The organism is Microterricola viridarii (assembly GCF_900104895.1).
Lineage (GTDB): Bacteria > Actinomycetota > Actinomycetes > Actinomycetales > Microbacteriaceae > Microterricola > Microterricola viridarii.
The window spans coordinates 3,763,043-3,781,678 of the sequence record NZ_LT629742.1; the positions used below are offsets into that span (position 1 = coordinate 3,763,043).

Sequence of the window (18,636 nt, forward strand, 5' to 3'; positions counted from 1 at the left end):
ACACTACGTGCATTCGTCGCATCACAAACCTCCTTGGTTGTGTGTCTTGTCGCCCTCGGGGTGCGCTGAACCAGCGTTCAGAGGGGTGTGAGTTGCAGTGCGAGTCGCGCCCTCCATCGGGCGCTCCTCCTTCTCCGGTGTGGGGGAAGCTTGTGCCGGCCGCGCGCGGCGGCGCGATCGGACGGTCGTGGCCGAGTAGGCCACGGCCGCGATGATGATGACGCCCTGGATGGCATCGCGCCAGGTCGACGGGACGTCGTAGAAGTTCAACAGCGTGAACAGGGCCTCCAGCGCGAAGGCTCCGGCGGCCGCGGCCACGACCCACCCGCGCCCGCCGCCGAGTACTACCCCGCCGAGCACGACGGCCGTGATGGCGATGAACTCGTAGCCGCGGCCGACCGAGGGGTGCACGCCGGCGTAGCCGACCAGCAGGATGCCGGCAACCGTCGCCGAGAGCGAGGAGAGGATGAAGGTGCTCGTCTTGACCCACCAGCTGCGCGCTCCGGCGTACTTCGCGACGGTCGGGTTGTCGCCGAGCGCGATGATGGTGCGGCCGAACGGGCGCTTCATGAACCACACGGCGAGGCCGAGCACGACGGCCAGGATGAGCACCGACCAGGGGATGAAGTCGAGCACGGGCACGTCGCGGATGCCGCCGCGCCCGATCTGGCGGAAGGAGTCGGCCGGGTTGCCCGTCGCCGCGCCGCCCGTCCAATAGAACACGGCGCCGAGCAGCGCGAGCATCATGCCGAGCGTCACGATGAACGACGGCACCTTGAGGAACGAGACGATCACGCCGTTGATCAGTCCGATGACGGCGCCGAAGACGAACATGAAGATGAGCACGGGGATCGACCGGCTCTCGTCCTGGCCGATCAGGTTGCCGGCTATCACGACCTGCGCCGTCACGAGCGACCCCATCGACAGGTCGAACTCGCCGCCGACGATCACGAAGTACTGGCCGATGGCCACGATCGCGACGGGGGCGACTCTCTGGATGAAGCGCATCAGCTGGCCGGGCTCGGCGAAGTCCGGGTTGCGGATCGTGATCGCCACGAGCAGCACGATCAGCAGCAGAAAGACGGCGCCGCGCGGGCTCACCAAGGTCTTCACGGCGTTCATGACCGGTCTCCCACGTTCGTGTCGAGCTGGGCCGAGCTGTGCTGGGCCGCGCTGTGCTTGGTCGAGTCGGGCTGGGTCGATTCGGGCTGGGCCGAGGCGGATGCCGGGGCGGGTGCCTGGGCATCCGGGCCCGCATCGCCTTCCCTCTCCGTGGCCGATCCGCCTGGACCGAAACGTGCCCGCCGGCGCTCCACCTGGCGCCCGGTGTAGACGGCGACGGCCGCGACGATGACGATGCCGCGCACGACGTCCTTCATGAACGGGTTCACCTGCAGCACGCTCATCACGTTGTCGAGCACTGCGAAGATCGCGACGCCGCCGATGGTGCCCCAGATCGAGCCCCGGCCGCCGGCGAGCAGGGTGCCGCCGAGCACGACCGCGGCGATCGAGAGCAGGTCGTAGCCGCCCTGGGTGCCGACGGTCGGGCTCCCGACGCCGAGGCGGCTGGCCAGCAGCAGGCCGGCCATGGCGGCCGACACCGAGCAGAGCACGTGGGCGAGGATCACCGGGTTGGCCGTGCGGATGCCGCTGAGCCTCGCGACCTGCTCGTTGCCGCCGACGGCGTAGATGTGGTTGCCGACCCTGGTCCGGTTGAGGAAGAGCGCGGCCAGCAGCGCGACGGCGAGCATGATGACGGTCGACACCGGCACGGGCCCGATGCCCGTCGCGCCGATCAGCTGGAACTCCCAGGGCACGCTGCCGCTGGTTCCCTTGTAGTTGGTGTCGAGGTAGCCCTTGATGATGAGCCCCATGCCGAGGGTCGCGATGAAGCCGTGCACCTTGAGCTTGGTGACGATCAGGCCGTTGGCCAGGCCGAGCAGCGCCGCGACGCCCAGGGCGACGGCGACCGCTGCGGCGATATTGGCAGGGTTGCCCTTCATGATGTCGGCGGCGAGCAGGCTGGAGAGGCTGATCACGTAGGGGACGGAGAGGTCGAGCGAGCCGCAGAGGATCACCAGGGTCTGCCCGATGGCCACGAAGCCGAGCACGCTCATGCCGGTCAGGATGTCGCGGATGTTGCCCGCGCTGAAGAAGCTGCGCCCGACGGTGGCGACGAGGATCGCCCCGATCGCGATCACACCGATCAGCGCCAGGTAGACGATCACCGTGGAGTCGAGGCGACGCCCAGAGCGGCGCCGTGCGGAGACCGCGTTCATGCCCGTGTCCCTTCGTGTGCGGATGCCGCGGCACCCGTTGCCGCCGAGAGCACCTGCTCCTCGGTGGAGCCCGCGGGCAGCTCGGCCACGATGCGGCCGTCGTGCATGACGAGGATGCGGTCTGACATGCCGATCACCTCCGGCAGCTCGGACGAGATCATCAGGATCGCGACCCCCTCCCGGGCGAGCTGACGCATCAGCTGGTAGACGGCGATCTTCGCGCCGACATCGATGCCGCGGGTCGGCTCGTCGAGCAGGACGACCCTCGGCTTGGTGGCCAGCCACTTGGCGAGCACCACCTTCTGCTGGTTGCCGCCGGAGAGGAACTGCACCTCCTGACCGAGCCCCTGCGAGCTGATCTCGAGCGAGCTGAGCACGCCGGGGATCTCCTTGCGCACGGCCGCGGTGCGCCGGGCGAAGACGCCGCGGATCACCAGCAGCGCATTGTCGAGGACCGACTGGCCGAGCGCGAGGCCCTGGGCCTTGCGGTCTTCGGTAATGAGGGCGACGCCGTGCTTGACGGCGGCCCGCGGGCTGCCGATGCGCACCGGCGAGCCGTCCAGCGTGATGGTTCCCCGGTTGAAGGGTGCCGCCCCGAAGATCGCCTCGACGAGCTCGGTGCGCCCGCTGCCCTGCAGCCCGGACATCCCGACGATCTCGCCGGCGCGCAGCTCGACGTCGATGCCGTCGACGAAGGCGTTGCCGCCGTCGCTGACCGCCAAGCGGAGCTCCCCGACCGTGGTTCCCCCTACAGGGCCGGGGAAGAATGTCTCGATCGAGCGGCCGACCATGCGGCGCACCAGCTCGTTCGTGTCGAGCTCTGCGGCAGGGCCACTGCTGACGAGCGCCCCGTCCTTGAGCACCGTGATGCTGTCGCAGAGCTCGAAGATCTCCTTGAGCCGGTGGCTGACGTAGAGGATCGCGACGCCGCGCGCCTGCAGCCGGCGGATGATGCCGTACAACAGCGCGACCTCGTGATCGGCCAGAGCCGCCGTCGGCTCGTCCATCGAGATCACCCGGGCGTCGTAGCTGAGCGCCTTGGCGATCTCGACGATCTGCTGTTCGGCCACGGTGAGCGAGCCGACGCGGGCGGTCGGGTCGATGAAGTCGATGCCGAGCTCGTCGAGCAGCGCCCGGGTCTGTCGCACCATGGCGCGCTGGCTGACGAAGCCGCGCCGGCGCGGCTCGCGGCCGAGGTACACGTTCTGGGCGACGCTGCGGTCCGGCAGCAGGTTGAACTCCTGGAACACCGTCGCCAGCCCGGCGTTCATCGCCTGCACCGGGTGGCCGAACACCACCGGCTCGCCGCCGAGCGTGACGACACCGGCGTCCCGCTCGTAGACCCCGGCCAGGATCTTCATGAAGGTCGACTTGCCCGCGCCGTTCTCGCCGACGAGGCCGTGCACCTGGCCAGGCATCAGCTCGATGCCGACGTCGTGCAGCACCGTCACGCCGAAAAAGCTCTTGCTCAGGCCGGTGGCGGTGAGGATGGGCACGGCGGCGCCGGGCGCCATGGGGGTCTGCTCGCTCATTCGGTGACCTCCACCCAGCGGCCGGATGCCGCGGACTCCAGCACGGCGGCGGTCACGCGCACGGCGCGCAAGCCGTCCGCGAAGGTCGGCAGGCCCTCCGGCCGCGCCCCGTCCGGCGCGACGGCAGCTGAATAGCTGTCGGCGACGAAGGAGTTGAAGGCGTCTTGATAGCCCATCGGATGCCCGGCGGGCACGACGCTGAGCCTGGCCGCGTCCGGCGACAGCAGGCCGGGATCGCGCACCAGGTGGCGGAAGCCTGATCGGCGGCCGAGCCAGAGCTCGTCCGGCCGCTCCTGATCGAAGCGGATGCTCTCCTCTGTGCCGGAGATCTCCAGGACGAGGCTGTTCTTGCGCCCGAGCGCCACCTGCGAGATGAGCAGCGTGCCGACGGCTCCGCCGCGCATCTCGACGACGAGTGCGACGAGGTCTTCGGTGGCGATGTCGCGATTGCTCGAGCGCTCGCCGTAGACGGTGCGCGTCGTGGCGTTCAACCGGGCGATCCGATCGCCGGTCACGAACTCCAGCAGGTCGACGAGGTGGGAGCCGATGTCGGCGAACGCCCGCGACGGGCCGCCGAGCTCGGCGTTCACCCGCCAATCGTCCGAGAGCGGCTCGGCCAGCCAGTCCTGCAGGTATCCGCCGGTCAGGCTGAGCAGCCGGCCGGTCTCGCCGCTCAGCACGCGGGCGCGGGCCTCGCGCACCATCGGGTGGAAGCGGTAGACGAAGGGCACTGTCGCGCTGAGGCCGCTGGCCTCGGCCCGGCGGGCCAGCTCGGCCGCGTCGCCGACCGAGGTCGCCAGCGGCTTCTCGCAGATGACGTGCTTGCCGGCGTCCAGCGCCGCCAGCGCGAACGGGGCGTGCGTGGTGTTGGGGGTGCAGATGTGCACGACGTCGATGTCGCCGTCGCTGAGCAGCTCGTTCACCGAGGAGTAGGAGCGCTCGAGCCCGAGCAGCGCCGCGGCCTGTTCGGCGCTGGCGCTGGAGGAGGCCGCGGCCCCGGCGAGCGTGGCACGGGCGGCCCTGGCTGCCCGGCTGTGCACGGCGGCCATGAAGCCGGCGCCGATGAATCCGGCCCGGAGTGCGCCGGTGCGGCCAGCGGCGGCCTCGGCGAACGCCGCACGAGCCGGGCTCGTCGCGTCCGCGGTGGCGGCAGAATCGATGACGGTCTTTGTCATGGGGAGAGTGTGACACACGTTGCGCGACTTTTGCTAGTTAAAAATCAAAAGTTGTTTGTCACGATTCAGCTTCGCCTTTATCAACTCCTGTAAGCCGATGTGATTTACTGTGCCCATGGTCGACTTAAACCGCGGTTCCGCGCTCGGGAGCTCCGGCGCCAGCGAGCTCTTTCAGCTGCTGCGCGACGGGCAGCCCCGTACGCGCGCCGAACTCGCCGCGCTCACCGGGCTGGCCCGGTCCACCATCGCGGCCAGGGTCGAGACGTTGATGGCGCTGGAGCTCATCTCCCCCGTCGGCGACGCGGCGTCCACCGGCGGCCGCCCCTCCTCGCAGTTCGCGCTCAACGCCTCGGCACGCATCGTGCTGGCCGCCGACCTCGGCGCCACCCACGCGACGCTGGCGGCGACAGACCTGGCGGGCGTCGTCCTCGGGGAGGTGCACGAGGACATCGACATCGCGAGCGGTCCAGAGGCGGTGCTCGGCTGGATGGTGTCGGCGGCCAGGCAGCTGCTCGACGAGCTCGGCCGGCCGCACCACGACCTCATCGCCATCGGGGTCGGCGTGCCCGGCCCGGTCCAACACTCCACCGGGCGGCCGGTGAACCCGCCGATCATGCCCGGCTGGGACCGCTTCGACGTTCCCGGCTGGGTGCAGCAACACCTCGAGGTGCCGGTGCTCGTCGACAACGACGTGAACATCATGGCCCTCGGCGAGCGCGCGTTCGCCTGGCCCAACACCGAGCACCTCATGTTCGTCAAGGTGGCCACGGGCATCGGCGCCGGCGTCATCTCCGGCGGGCTGCTGCAGCGGGGCGCCCAGGGCATCGCGGGTGACATCGGGCACGTGCAGGTGGCGCGCGGCGCCGGCATCCCCTGCCACTGCGGCAATCGCGGCTGCCTGGAGGCCCTGGCCTCCGGCCCGGCCATCGCCAAGGCGCTGCGCGAGGCGGGGCTCGACGTGGCCTCGAGCCGCGACGTCATCGAGCTGGTCAAGCGCGGCAACATCGAGGCGATCCAGGCCGTGCGGCAGGCCGGCCGCGACATCGGCGAGGTGCTCACCGCCGCGGTGAGCCTCATCAACCCCTCCGTTATCGCCATCGGCGGCTCGATGGCGCGCGCGGGCGAGCACCTGATCGCCGGCGTCCGCGAGATCGTCTACACCCGCTCGATGCCGCTGGCCACCGAGCACCTGTCCATCGTGCAGAGTTCGGCCGCCGAGAACGCGGCGGTGCTGGGCGCCAGCATGCTCGCCATCCACCACGCGCTCTCCCCGGCCGGAGTCGACGCCCTCTCACCCCGCGCCTGAGCTCCGACCGGCAGCGGCACCGCCCGGCGAGCCGACAGATTCTCCGGTCGGGTGCACACAGCGGCGCGCGCCGAGAGACAATGGAGGGGTGAGTGATGCTGTGCTGGGCCTGTTCGACACCGATTCTGACGGTGCTGGCTCGCTGCACGGCGAGGCCCCCGCGGCATCCGTGGCCCCCTGCCTGACGCGCATCGTGGCCGATTCCGGTGACCGCGCCGCGTGGATGTACGCCAGGGCGCGGGGCATCACGGCGACGGATGTCGCCAAGCTCTCGACCCCGCGGTCGATCCAGTCGGCCGCCTTCGAGAAGCTCAACGGCTCGAGCTTCAGCGGAAACTCCTGGACCGACCACGGCCGCGCCCGCGAGCCCGTGATCGCCGAGTGGGTGCGCCGCGAGCACGGAATCGAGCCGAGCTCGAGCCTGTTCCACGCCGCAGAGGAGCGGCTGCACCTGGCCACACCGGACGGCATCGCGGTGCGCACGGGCGGCCGGGTCGAGCTGGCCGAGATCAAGACCACGAGCAAGGCGTGGCGCAGCATCCCCCGCCCGTACATGCGCCAGGTGTGGTGGCAGCAGTACGTGCTCGGCGCGGAGCGCACCCTCGTCGTGTGGGAGCAGCACGACAACTTCGTGCCGATCGGCGAGGAGCCGCTCTCGCGCTGGGTCGACCGCGACGACGAGCAGATCGCGCTGCTGATCGGCCTGGCCGGGCAGCTGGTCGACGAGCTGCGCGACCGCACCGCGCGCAAGCTGGAGGCGCAGGCCGCGGCCTCCGCCCGCGCGGCCCGGGCCGCCGAGGCGCGCGAGCTCTACGGACCCGGCGCCCTCTACGTGCCCTGATGGCCACCCTCCTGCTGCACGGGCTCGGCGCCGACCGGCGTCAGCCGCTCGAGCTGTTCGGGCCGGTGCTGGCCGACTCCCCGGAGTCGGTGGTCGCCCTGGATGTGCGCGCCCACGGCGCCTCGCCGTTGATCGGGTCGGCGGCCGACTTCACACTGCCCGCCCTGGCCGCAGAGCTCGCGGCATCCGCCCGCGCCGCGCTGCCGCCGGGCGAACCCGTCACCCTGATCGGCATCTCGATGGGCGCCGCCCTCGCGCTGCGCATCGCCCTCGACGAGCTGCTGCCGGTGCGCCGGGCCGTGTTCGTGCGGCCGGCGTTCTCGAGCGAGGCGCTGCCCCCGAACCTGCACGCGTTCCCGGTGATCGCCGAGCTGCTCACCCGCCTGGGCCCCGCTGAGGGGGTCGAGTCCTTCCGCGAGAGCTCGCTCTACCAGGAGGTCGCCGCCGCCTCCCCGGCCGGCGGGCGCGGCCTGCTCGGCCAGTTCACCGCCCCGGATGCCGTGGCGCGGGCCGTGCGGCTGACCGAGGTTCCCCGCAATCGCGCCTATCGCGACACCGCCGAGCTCGCGGCGCTGTCTGCCCGCGGCGTGCCGGCACTCGTGGTCGCAGCGCCGCGGGACCCGGTGCACCCCGTGGCCGTGGCTGCCGAGTGGGCAGAGGGGCTCGGGGCCGAGCTGCTGACCGTGCCCGCCCGCGACGACTCGCAGCCCGCGCAGACCGCCGCGCTGCGGGCGGGCCTCGCCGAATGGCTGCGCACGGTCGACTGAGCCGCGCCGCACGCAGCTCCCCCGCCCCGCGATCGACTCCCCCGCCCGCTGCCGGGCAGCCGAGAGGCCCGGGCCCCGCTCGCGCGGAACCCGGGCCTCGTCGTGGTGCCTCGATTTAGCGGCGCAGGTGGCTGCCCGCGTAGTCGAAGCTGTCGGCCGTGATCTGCGCGCGGGCCGCCATGCGGCTGCCGTCCTCGAAGAATCCGGTCTTCATGACGGCCAGCGTCATAGTGGCGTGTGCCGCGGCGTCACCCAGCTCGCTCAGCGCTGCAGTGCTGAGGTTGTTGATGGTGTCACAGGCCTGGTGGTAGCAGGCGTCGTACGGGGCACCGGCCGTGCCTCCGAAGAGGGTGACTTCCTCCTCGGTCTTCAGGCCTTCTGCACCACTGAACAGCCCACCGGCAGGGATACCGGATTCGATGAAGGGCCCGTAGTCAGAGCGCCCGTCAAATGCCGTCGGTGCGCTGGCCAGCCCCTTCGAGGCGAAGTAGTCGGTGAACACCGTCTCGATCTGCGCCGATCCGGGAGGGCCCGAGAGTCCGTCCGGGTCGTCCGAGCCGTCTCCGTCGTACACGAATCGCACGTAGTTCGTGGATCCGAGCATGTCGAAGTTCAGGTTCGCGTAGATGGTCCCGAGCTCCGCGTCGCTGAGGTTGGCGACGTAGTGGGTGGATCCCAGGAGTCCCTCCTCCTCGGCTCCCCAGAACGCGAAGCGCAGCTTCTGCTGCGGCTTGATGTTGAGCTTCGACATCTGGAGGGCGGTCTCGAGAATGGTGGCGGTGCCGCTGCCGTTGTCGTTGATGCCCGGTCCGGCGAGCACCGAGTCGAGGTGCGCACCGACGACGACGACCTTGCCGGCGTCGCCCTTCTTCGAGTCAGCCAGGATGTTCTTGGTCGTGCGGGTCTCGGAGATCGTCGACGTGCTCAGCGAGAGCGTGACAGCACCACCTTGTGCCGCCGTGTAGAGCGCCGCTCCGTCCGCGTAGCTCAGCCCGACAACCGGCACCGCTGCCGGTGCGCCGAGGGTGACGCCGGTCAGAAGGTCGGTGCGCCCGGGGTTGCCCTCGTTGAAGATCGCGGCCGCGTCATAGCCGGCCGCAACAGCGTTGGCCACCTTCACCTCAAAGGTGCAGGTGCCGCGCTGGATGAGTGCAATCTGCGGCTCGGTTGCCGACGCCGGCGCGAAGTCCTCCGGCAGACATCCGGATGCCGAACTCGGCGTCGGGGTAGCCGGGACGACGGTGTTCAACGTCGCCACGAGGGTGCCGGTGACGGAGCCACTGCCCGAGTAGTCCAGCGTGGCGACCTCGTAGTCCGTGGGGCTCGGCGACAGCTGGCTGAGCGCGGCCGGGCCGGTCTCCTCGTAGTAGGGGAAGTCGAACGGCTGCTCGGTGACCGTGTAGCCGGCCTTCCGCAGCTGATCGCTGACATAGGCCGCCGAGGCGTCAAAGCCCGGCGTGCCGGAGGCGCGCGTTCCGCCGTTCTGGTTCGCGATGCGCTGCAGCACCCGCGCATGCGTCAGGATGCCGTTCGCGGTCACGGCCTTGAGCAACTTGTCGGTGCTCTGGCCGCCGTTGCCGTTGCCATTGCCGTTGTTGCCGCCGCCATTCCCGTTGTTGCCGTTGTTCCCGTTATTGCCGTTGTTGCCCTTCGGGCCGTTGTTGCCCTGCTGGCTGTTGCTGTTGCCCTTGCCGTTGTTGCCATTTCCGTTGCCGTTGGCCAGCGCCGGCGCAGCGGGCACCAATAAGGCCGCCACCACCAGACCGGTGAGAACCATTGCTTTCTTGCGCACGATATCTCCTCATCCGCTTGTACCCCCTTTGGGGCACAATGCTCATGGCTAGTAGGGTTGCCCAGCGCGGGCGTCGGCGACCAAAATCACCCCCAAATCGTTATAAACGGAGTCCGACTGCCCCGCGCGCGGGGCGGCCAAGCGGGGCGGGAGCCAGCGAGACCCCGCGATGCGTTGCGTTAGCGTAGTCAGCGGAACAGAGCACACGAGGAGCAGCGGATGTCGAAGCAGAACACCATGCGCGCGGCGGTCATCGACCGCCTCGGCGAGGCAGACGAGCTGCACCTGGCCGAGACCGCGCGGCCCCTGCGCATCAGCGACGAGGTGCTGGTGCGCGTCGTCGCCGCCGGGGTCAACCCGATCGACGTGAAGACCCGCGCCGGCCGCGGCACGTCCGCCGCGATCGAGTCGTTCCCGACCGTGCTCGGCCTGGATTTCGCCGGCGTGGTGGAGCAGGTGCCGTATGCCGCGCACCCGCTGCAGCCCGGCGACGCCGTGTTCGGAATGGGCCGTTACCCGCGCGGCGGAGGCAGCTACGCCGAGTACATCGCGGTGTCGTCGATGAGCGTTCTGTCGAAGCCGGCCGCGCTGAGTTTCGCCGAGGCCGCCGCCCTCCCGGTCGCCGCCCTCACCGCCTGGGGCATGGTCGTCGAGCTGGGCAAGGCCCACCAGGGCCAGCGTGTGCTGGTGCACGCCGGCGCCGGCGGGGTGGGTCACTTCGCGGTGCAGTTCGCCCGCTTCTTCGGCGCCCACGTCACGGCGACCGGCTCGGCCGGCAACGCCGAGTTCCTGCGCGGGCTCGGCGCCCACGAGGTCATCGACTACCGCAGCGAGCGCTTCGAGGAGCGCGTGCGGGACATCGACGTCGTCATCGACCTGATCGGCAATGTGCACGCAGACACCGGCACCCGCTCGCTCGACGTGTTGCGCCCCGGCGGGCTGCTGGTGAACGCCCCGACCGGCAGCTGGCCGAGCATGGCCGCGGATGCCGCGGCCCGCGGCATCCGCGCAACCGGTTACAACATCGCCCCCGACGCCCGCACGCTCGGCGTGATCGGCCGGCTCATCGAGCAGGGCCAGGTGCGCCCGCACATCGAGCGGGTGTTCCCGCTGGCCGAGGCCGCCGAGGCGCACCGGCTGCAGGAGACGGGCCACGTGCGCGGCAAGCTCGTGCTGCGCGTGGACGAGACACTCGAGTGAGCATGACGGCCGTGGTCTGGTTCCGCGACGACCTGCGGGTGGGCGACAACCCCGCGCTCACCGCGGCAATGGCCCGCGGCACCCGCGTCGTCGCGGTCTATGTGCTCGACGAGGTCTCGCCCGGGGTGCGCCCGCTCGGCGGGGCGGCCCGATGGTGGCTGCACCAGAGCCTGCAGTCGCTGCGCGCCAGCCTCGAGCGGATCGGCGTGCCGCTGGTGTTGCGCCGGGGCGCCGCCGAGGCCGTGCTCCCGGCCGTCGCGACCGAGGCCGCGGCAGACGCCGTGTTCTGGAACCGCCGCTACGGCCGCGCGGAGCGCACCGTCGACGCGGCACTGAAACTCGGCCTGCGTGCGGCAGGGCTGCACGTGCAGAGCCATGCGGCCTCGCTGCTCTACGAGCCGTGGACGCTCATGACCGGCGCGGGCCAGCCCTACTCGGTGTTCACGCCGTTCTGGCGCCGGGCCAGCTCGATGCCCGAGCCGCGCCGCCCACTGCCCGCGCCGGAGCGACCGGCCGGCTCACTGCAGAGCGCGGCCGTGCAGAGTCCGCCGGTGCAGAGCGAGCCGCTGGACAGCTGGGGCTTGCAGCCGAGCGCGCCCGATTGGGCGGGCGGGCTGCGCGCCGCCTGGCGGCCGGGCGAGCAGGGGGCCCTCGACCTGCTCGCGGAGTTCCTCGACGAGAAGCTGCCGCTCTACCCCGAGCAGCGCGACGAGCCGGCCGAGGACGTGACCTCGCGCCTGTCGCCGGCGCTGCGCTGGGGCGAGATCAGCCCGCACACGGTGTGGCACGAGACGATGCGGGTGCGCGCCGCCGCGGCATCCGGGCGGATCGGCTCCGAGGGGGCGGCCTCGACGTTCCTACGCCAGCTGGGCTGGCGCGAGTTCGCGGCGCATGTCAGCTTCCACGCGCCGGACCTGCACCGAGTCAATTGGCGCCGAGAGTTCGACGCGTTCGAGTGGCCGCCGCTCGACCAGGGCGCGCTGACCGCCTGGCAGCGCGGCCAGACCGGGGTCCCGCTCGTGGACGCCGGCATGCGCGAGCTCTGGGCGACCGGCACCATGCACAACCGGGTGCGCATGGTCGTGGCGTCCTATCTGAGCAAGAACCTGCTGATCGACTGGCGGCACGGCGAGGAGTGGTTCTGGCAGACGCTCGTCGACGCGGATGCCGCGAGCAACCCGTTCAACTGGCAGTGGGTCGCCGGGTCCGGCGCGGATGCCGCCCCGTACTTCCGCGTCTTCAACCCGGTGCTGCAGCAGCAGAAGTTCGACCCGCACGGAAGCTATGTGCGCAGGCACGTGCCCGAGTGGGGAACGCCGGAGTACCCGGAGCCGCTCGTCGACCTCGGCGAGAGCCGCCGGGCCGCGCTCGCGGCCTACGACCGAGTGAAGCACGCCAAATACTCCGCGCCCGCGCCCGCCTAGTCGCGCCAGCCCGCGCCCGCGGCCCGGGCGACCCCTATCCCCCGGCGACGAGCGCGGAGCCGAGTGCGCTGCGCAGGTAGAGCACGCTGTGCCCGTAGCGCGTGGAGGTGAGCAGACCGGCCTCCCGCAGCACCCGCAGGTGCTGGTTCACGGCCGAGGTCGACACCCCGAAGCGGATGCCCAGCTCGGTCGAGGAGGACGGCTCGCCGAGCGCGATCAACAGCCTGGCCCGCGCCTCTCCGACGATTGCGGCGAGCGCCGCCGGGTTCGCCGCCCGCTCCGCCTGCCACATCGCGCCCTGCCCCCTGGCCGGGTAGAACATCGTCGGCGGCTCGGTGGGGTCGATCGGCGCCGAGGCGCGGTTGGTGAACATGGTGGGCACGAGCGTGAGCCCCGCGCCGCCCGCCACGTCGCGGTCCAGCGGGTCGCGCAGCCGCACGGTGAGCACCCGGCCGTCGAAGTCGGCGGTCGGCGCCAGCCCGTTCAGCATCGTGGACAGGCCGTACTGCACCAGCTGCCGGCCCCGGTAGACGATGTCGGCCTCGAGGATGGTGCGCATCCGCGGCCAGTACTCGGCGAAGCCGGCCGCCCACAGCCCCTCCAGCGCGGTCACCATCCGTGCGATCGCCGCCCGCGGCGGGCCGTCGAGCGCGGCCGGCATCCGGCCTTGGTGCACCAGGAGCAGCTGCTCGGTGAACCGCTGGCTGGGCAGCGCGCGCAGCACGTCGAGCTCGTCGCTGAGGCGGGTCAGCGGCGAGAGTGGCCGGGGGTTCAGGAAGTCCGGGGTCCACAAGCGCTCGTCCACCAACGCCATCAGCGCGTCGAGGTCGAGGCCGGCCCGCGCCTGCTCGGTGCGCCGAAGCCAGGGCAGCTGCAGCGGGTATCTGGCGGGGTCGCGCAGCGCACGCAGCGAGAGGCCGAGCTCGCAGAGCGGGGAGAGCCCGAAGCGCACATTGCCGAGGTCGGCCTCCGTCAACGCGAATCGCAACATGTAGCAAGACGCTACATCAATACATGTGGATGTTCCGCGCGTGGGAGAAATGCAGCATGAGCACCAGCCCCGCCACCGACAGCATCGAGACCGTTCCAGCCCTCGGGGCGGATGCCGCCGGCACCTCCCCCACCCCGGAGCGGCGCCCCGGCGGCATCCGCGCGGCCCTCGCCGACCCGGTGTTGCGCGTGCTCGCCGGCGCCACGCTCGTCTCCACGCTCGGCCGCGGCATCTTTTACACGCTCACCGTTCTCTTCTTCACCCACTTCGTCGGCCTAGACGCCGGCGAGATCGCCCTGATCCTGGCGATCTCCTCCGGCGTCGGCGTCGCCACCTCCTATGCCGGCGGGCACTTCGCCGACGTCTTCTCGGCCCGGCGCATGCTCGTTGTGCTGATCGCCCTCGAGGGACTGGCGATGGCGGCCTACCCCTTCGCGGGCGACTTCGGCATGGCCCTGCTGCTGGCGTGCATCGCCACCGGACTGAACCGCGCCAGCAACTCCACCCGCTCGGCGATAATCGCCCGCGCCTTCGACGCGGAGCACCGGGTGTCCACGCGCGCCATCCTCCGCACGATCACGAACATCGGCATCGCGGCCGGCGGCGCCATCGGCGGCCTCGCCCTGCTCGCCGGCACGATCGACGCCTACCGCGGCCTCATGATCGCGGCCGGCGTCGTCTACCTGCTGAGCGCCGTACAGCTGCTGCGCCTGCCCGCCCGCGTCGATGCGCCCCCACGGGAGCGTCGCGCCCGGCTCGCCGTCGACGCCGACACCGCGGCGATCGCGGCCCACGAGGTCGCGACGGCCCGGCAGGCCGCCGCGACCGCCGCAGCCGCCGCGCGCTCACCGTTCCGCGACCGCCGCTACCTGGCGCTGACCGCGCTGGCCGGGGTGTTCGGAATGCAGTTCGCACTCGGCGAGATCGGCGTTCCGCTCTGGATCGTGCACAACACTGCCGCCCCCGACGTCATGGTGTCCGCGCTGCTGATCGTCAACACGGTCATCGTGATCGCCCTCCAGATTCCGCTCTCCCGCGGCAGCGACGACATCCGCAAGGCCGGCCGGGCCGTGCTCATCGCCGGCGCGTTCATGCTCATCGCCTGCGGGCTGTACGCGCTGGCGGCGGGCCCGGATGCCGCGGCCGCCAGCGCCGGGGTCGGAGCGGGCGTCGCGATCGTGCTGCTCCTCGGCGGCGCGCTGTTCCACGCCTTCGCCGAGATCCTCTCCGCAGCCGGAACCTGGGGGCTGAGCTTCGAGCTGGCCGAGCCGTCGCGAGCCGGCGCCTACCAGGGCATGTTCGGCATGGGGTTCTCGCTCGGCACCATGCTCGCCCCTCTCGTCATCACGGCGACGGCCCTCGAACTCGGGCTGCTGGGTTGGGCGATCCTGGCCGTGCTCTTCGTCGCCTCGGCGATCGGCATCTGGGTGATTGCGCGGCGCGCGGCACCGGTGGCAGCCTCTGCCTAGCCAGGAGCCTCGGGCACGACGGGCGGCAGAAGCACGTTGGCTCGAGGGAGCCCGCGACCGAAGCCAACAACCCGGGCAGTCAGCACCACGTTGGCTCGAGGGAGCCTGCGACCGAAGCCAACAACCCGGGACGTCGGCCGCTAGAGCGCCCGCTCCAGCACGTGGTCGTTCTCGTACACGCCGCCGAGCAGAAACCGCTTGCGGCCGACGGCGGCGAAGCCGCTCTTCTCGTAGAAGCGGATCGCCCGCGCGTTCTGCTCGTTGACGCCGAGCCAGGCGCCGGCAGCCCCGCGCTGCCGGGCGGCGTCGAGGGTGGCCGCCATCAGCGAGGCGGCGACGCCGGCCCCCTGCGCCTCGGCCAACACGTAGCACTTGCTGAGCTCGACGGTGGGGCGGATGCCGACCGCCGCGGCCACGTCGGCGTCGCTCGGGTCCCCGAAGACGAGGAGGGTGTAGCCGACGGGCCGCCCGCCCTGCTCGGCGAGCAGCACGAGCCGGGTCGGATCATCGAGGTACTCCGCGAAGCGCTCGACCGAGAGCACGTCGCGCAGAAACTCGGCGATCGCCTGCTCGGTCGTCTGGGGCGGGCAGGCCAGGCGGAACGTCGCGGCGGCCACCTCGGCGAGCGCCGCGGCATCCGTGGGATCGGCGGGGCGCACGCTCACGGCTGTCATCGCAACAGGATAGTGCGGCCCGCACCGGAATGGGCGGGCACGGCCCGCTGGGTGAGCCTGTCGGAACCGGGTTTCGACAGGCTCACCCAGCGGAGCGGCTCAGAGGAACCGGGCGTACGCCCCGACCGTGAGGAACGTCGGGAACTCCGCCTCCAGCGCCACCGTGGTGAAGATCTCGACGGCGTCGTCGAAGCGGTCGCCGTCGAAGCGGGTGAGCCCGCCTGCGACCTGCGCCAGCACCTCGCCGAGCCAGGCCCGGTCGATGCGGCGACCCTCGGCGGTCACGGTGTTCTCGTGCACCCACTGCCAGACCTGCGAGCGGGAGATCTCGGCGGTCGCCGCGTCCTCCATCAGGTTGTCGATGGCGGCCGCTCCGATGCCGCGCAGCCACGACTCGATGTAGCGCAGCGCGATGGCGACGTTGCCGTAGACGCCCGACTCGGTCACCTGCCCGCCGATGGAGCCGATGTCGAGCAGCTGCGCGGCGGTGACGCTCACCTCGGAACGCGTGCGGTGCAACTGGTTGTTGCGTTCCCCGAAGGCCAGGTCGAACTCGGCGCGCGCCGTCGGGATGAGGTCGGGGTGGGCGACCCAGGTGCCGTCGAAGCCGTCGGTGGCCTCGCGGCGCTTGTCGGCGGCGACCTGCTCCAGGGCGCGCTCGGTGATCTCGGGGTCGCGCCGGTTCGGGATGAACGCGCTCATGCCGCCGATCGCATAGGCGCCGCGCTTGTGGCAGGTGGCGACGAGCAGCTCGGTGTACGCCCGCATGAACGGCACCGTCATCGTGATCTGTTTGCGGTCGGGGAGCACGAAGCGGCGCCCGCGCGAGCGGAACGTCTTGATGATGGAGAAGATGTAGTCCCAGCGGCCGGCGTTCAGCCCGGCGCAGTGCTCGCGCAGCTCGTAGAGGATCTCCTCCATCTCGAACGCGGCCTGGATCGTCTCGATCAGCACCGTCGCCCGGATGGTGCCGCGCTGGATGTGGATGTAGTCCTGCGCGAAGCCGAAGATGTCGTTCCACAGCCGCGCCTCGAGGTGCCCCTCGAGCTTGGGCAGGTAGAAGTACGGACCGCTGCCGAGCTCGATCAGCCGGGTGGCGTTGTGGAAGAAGTACAGCCCGAAGTCGACCAGGCTGCCGGAGGCGCTCATCGAGCGGCCCGCCCGGTCGTGGAAGCGCAGGTGCTTCTCGACCAGGTGCCAGCCGCGCGGCCGCATCACGATCGTCGGGGTGTCCGGCCCGCCGATGTCGTGCGTGACCGTGTATTCCTTGCCCTCCGGGCTGGTGTAGCTGAGCGTGCCGGCGAGCGCATCGAGCAGGCTCAGCTGCCCCTCGATCACGTTCTGCCAGGTGGGACTGGTGGCGTCCTCCTGGTCGGCGAGCCAGACCTTCGCGCCCGAGTTCAGCGCGTTGATCGCCATCTTGCGGTCGGTCGGCCCGGTGATCTCGACCCGGCGGTCTTCGAGGCCGGGGCCGGGGCCGGCGACCCGCCAGCCGGGCTCGGCGCGGATGTGCGCGGTCTCGGGCAGGAACTTCGGGTCACGGCCGTTGGCCGCGTCCACCCGGGTCTGCAGGCGGGCGGCGAGCCGGTCGTGGCGGATGCCGGCGAAGCGGTCGTGCAGCGCGGCGAGGAAGCGCAGCGCCTCCGGGGTCAGGATCTCCGCGTAGCGCGGGCCCATCTCGCCGATGACCTCGATGCGCGGGTCGTGCGCGGGGAAGGTGGGCACGGACGCGGTCGTCGGCCGGGGCTCCGTGAGTGTTGCGGTCGTGTTCATGGTCTGGCTCCTTGCGTGGAAAGTGTTAGAACTGTTCGGCCTCGGTCGATCCGACGAGGGCAAGGGTGGCGCTGTCTGGGTTGAGCGCCGTGGCGATCCGGTCGAAGTAGCCGGTGCCGACCTCCCGCTGGTGGCGGGTTGCGGTGTAGCCGGAGGCTTCCGAGGCGAACTCGGCCTCCTGCAGCTGGACATATGCACTCATGTGCCGCGTGCCGTAGTCCTGGGCGAGCGTGAACATGGAGTGGTTGAGCGAGTGGAACCCGGCCAGCGTGATGAACTGGAAGGCGTAGCCGAGGGCGGCGAGGTCGCGCTGGAAGGTGGCGATCTGCTCGTCGTTCAGGTGGCGCTTCCAGTTGAACGACGGCGAGCAGTTGTAGGCGAGGCGCTTGCCGGGGAACTCGGCGTGGATCGCCTCGGCGAAGCGGCGGGCGAGCTCGAGGTCCGGCTCGGCGCTCTCCACCCAGATGAGGTCGGCGTACGGTGCGTAGGCGAGGCCGCGGGCGATGACCGGCTCGATGCCGTTCTGCACGTGGTAGAAGCCCTCGGCTGTGCGCTCCCCCGTGATGAACGGCTTGTCGCGCTCGTCGTGGTCGCTGGTGATGAGCGTGGCGGCGAGCGAGTCGGTGCGGGCGATGACGATGGACGGCACGCCGGCGACATCCGCGGCCAGGCGGGCCGCGTTGAGGGTGCGGATGTGCTGGCCGGTGGGCACGAGCACCTTGCCGCCCATGTGGCCGCACTTCTTCTCGCTGGCCAGCTGGTCCTCCCAGTGCACGCCGGCCGCCCCGGCCTCGATCATCGACGCCATCAGCTCATAGGCGTTCAGCGGTCCGCCGAAGCCGGCCTCGGCGTCGGCGACGATCGGCGCCATCCAGTCGATGGGCTCCCCGTCGGCTGAGCCTGTCGGCGTCGAGGGGTCCCCCTCGGCGAACTCGATCTGCCCGGCACGCAGCAGCGCGTTGTTGATGCGGCGCACGACCGCCGGAACCGAGTTGGCCGGGTAGAGCGACTGGTCGGGGTAGGTCTGCCCCGAGAGGTTGGCGTCGGCAGCGACCTGCCAGCCGGAGAGGTAGATCGCCTTGAGGCCGGCCCGCACCTGCTGCACCGCCTGGTTGCCGGTCAGCGCGCCGAGGGCGGCCACCCAGCGGGGCTCGTCCGGCGTGCCGTTGTTCTGGATCTCGCCCCAGAGCTTCTCGGCGCCGCGCCGGGCGAGCGTGCGCTCCTCCCGGACCGGGCCGCGCAGCGCGATCACATCGGCGGCGGTATAGTCGCGGCGGATGCCCTCCCAGCGCGGGTCGGCCGCCCACTCGAGTTCGAGCTGTTCGGCGGTCTGCGTCTGATCCCCGGCCCGTGCCGACTGGGGGAACGCCTCGGGGCTGGTGCTGGCGTGCGTCATGGTGTTCTCCTTACGAA

15 protein-coding genes are annotated in these 18,636 nt (G+C 71.1%); 6 read left to right on the forward strand and 9 right to left on the reverse strand.

Annotated features, from left to right (window positions below; translation table 11 throughout):
• Positions 1-21 precede the first annotated feature (21 nt).
• The 4 genes from BLT62_RS17245 to BLT62_RS17260 are packed head-to-tail and all read right to left on the reverse strand — an operon-like array spanning position 22 to position 4,986.
• On the reverse strand, positions 22-1,122 hold the full coding sequence (locus BLT62_RS17245) for an ABC transporter permease (RefSeq protein ID WP_083365178.1): 1,101 nt from the start codon (positions 1,120-1,122) through the stop codon (positions 22-24).
• Positions 1,119-2,279 carry an ABC transporter permease gene (locus tag BLT62_RS17250; RefSeq protein ID WP_083365179.1) on the reverse strand — a complete coding sequence of 387 codons (1,161 nt, stop codon included), beginning with the start codon at positions 2,277-2,279 and terminating at the stop codon, positions 1,119-1,121. The genes BLT62_RS17245 and BLT62_RS17250 overlap by 4 nt, the downstream gene beginning before the upstream one ends.
• Positions 2,276-3,811 carry a sugar ABC transporter ATP-binding protein gene (locus BLT62_RS17255; RefSeq protein WP_083365180.1) on the reverse strand — a complete coding sequence of 512 codons (1,536 nt, stop codon included), beginning with the start codon at positions 3,809-3,811 and terminating at the stop codon, positions 2,276-2,278. The genes BLT62_RS17250 and BLT62_RS17255 overlap by 4 nt, the downstream gene beginning before the upstream one ends.
• Complete coding sequence (locus tag BLT62_RS17260) at positions 3,808-4,986, reverse strand: Gfo/Idh/MocA family protein (protein WP_083365181.1); 1,179 nt, start codon at positions 4,984-4,986, stop codon at positions 3,808-3,810. Before BLT62_RS17260 ends, BLT62_RS17255 begins: the two co-directional genes overlap by 4 nt.
• Positions 4,987-5,101: 115 nt before the next feature.
• Here BLT62_RS17260 and BLT62_RS17265 point away from each other — a divergent pair, with 115 nt between their 5' ends.
• From BLT62_RS17265 to BLT62_RS17275, 3 genes are all read left to right on the forward strand, one after another.
• Entirely contained in the window at positions 5,102-6,292 is a 1,191-nt protein-coding gene (locus tag BLT62_RS17265; protein WP_083365182.1) for an ROK family transcriptional regulator, read from the forward strand.
• 223 nt (positions 6,293-6,515) lie between these two features.
• Positions 6,516-7,133, forward strand: coding sequence for a YqaJ viral recombinase family protein (locus BLT62_RS17270; RefSeq protein ID WP_156786500.1), 618 nt, complete (start codon positions 6,516-6,518; stop codon positions 7,131-7,133).
• Positions 7,133-7,900: an alpha/beta fold hydrolase gene (locus tag BLT62_RS17275; protein ID WP_083365183.1), complete on the forward strand. Its 768-nt coding sequence runs from the start codon at positions 7,133-7,135 to the stop codon at positions 7,898-7,900. Before BLT62_RS17270 ends, BLT62_RS17275 begins: the two co-directional genes overlap by 1 nt.
• A gap of 115 nt (positions 7,901-8,015) precedes the next feature.
• Here BLT62_RS17275 and BLT62_RS17280 read toward each other — a convergent pair whose 3' ends face one another.
• Positions 8,016-9,692, reverse strand: a complete 1,677-nt coding sequence (locus BLT62_RS17280) for a M20/M25/M40 family metallo-hydrolase (RefSeq protein WP_197675151.1) — start codon at positions 9,690-9,692, stop codon at positions 8,016-8,018.
• 219 nt (positions 9,693-9,911) lie between these two features.
• Between BLT62_RS17280 and BLT62_RS17285 the strand changes: the two genes are divergently transcribed.
• Both BLT62_RS17285 and BLT62_RS17290 read left to right on the forward strand, forming a co-directional pair.
• Positions 9,912-10,892: an NADP-dependent oxidoreductase gene (locus BLT62_RS17285; RefSeq protein WP_231919282.1), complete on the forward strand. Its 981-nt coding sequence runs from the start codon at positions 9,912-9,914 to the stop codon at positions 10,890-10,892.
• A 2-nt stretch (positions 10,893-10,894) separates the two neighbouring features.
• On the forward strand, positions 10,895-12,316 hold the full coding sequence (locus BLT62_RS17290) for a cryptochrome/photolyase family protein (protein ID WP_083365184.1): 1,422 nt from the start codon (positions 10,895-10,897) through the stop codon (positions 12,314-12,316).
• A gap of 34 nt (positions 12,317-12,350) precedes the next feature.
• Here the strand turns inward: BLT62_RS17290 and BLT62_RS17295 are convergent, their stop codons facing one another.
• On the reverse strand, positions 12,351-13,307 hold the full coding sequence (locus tag BLT62_RS17295; RefSeq protein ID WP_083365185.1) for an ArsR/SmtB family transcription factor: 957 nt from the start codon (positions 13,305-13,307) through the stop codon (positions 12,351-12,353).
• A 56-nt stretch (positions 13,308-13,363) separates the two neighbouring features.
• Here BLT62_RS17295 and BLT62_RS17300 point away from each other — a divergent pair, with 56 nt between their 5' ends.
• The gene (locus BLT62_RS17300) at positions 13,364-14,776 is read left to right on the forward strand and encodes an MFS transporter (protein ID WP_083365186.1); all 1,413 of its coding nucleotides are present in this window, start codon (positions 13,364-13,366) and stop codon (positions 14,774-14,776) included.
• A gap of 140 nt (positions 14,777-14,916) precedes the next feature.
• Here the strand turns inward: BLT62_RS17300 and BLT62_RS17305 are convergent, their stop codons facing one another.
• The 3 genes from BLT62_RS17305 to aceA form a co-directional block, all read right to left on the reverse strand.
• Positions 14,917-15,450 carry a GNAT family N-acetyltransferase gene (locus BLT62_RS17305; RefSeq protein WP_083365187.1) on the reverse strand — a complete coding sequence of 178 codons (534 nt, stop codon included), beginning with the start codon at positions 15,448-15,450 and terminating at the stop codon, positions 14,917-14,919.
• A gap of 99 nt (positions 15,451-15,549) precedes the next feature.
• Entirely contained in the window at positions 15,550-17,223 is a 1,674-nt protein-coding gene (gene aceB / locus BLT62_RS17310; protein WP_083365188.1) for a malate synthase A, read from the reverse strand.
• 25 nt (positions 17,224-17,248) lie between these two features.
• Positions 17,249-18,619, reverse strand: a complete 1,371-nt coding sequence (aceA, locus tag BLT62_RS17315; RefSeq protein WP_083365189.1) for an isocitrate lyase — start codon at positions 18,617-18,619, stop codon at positions 17,249-17,251.
• Positions 18,620-18,636: the final 17 nt, after the last annotated feature.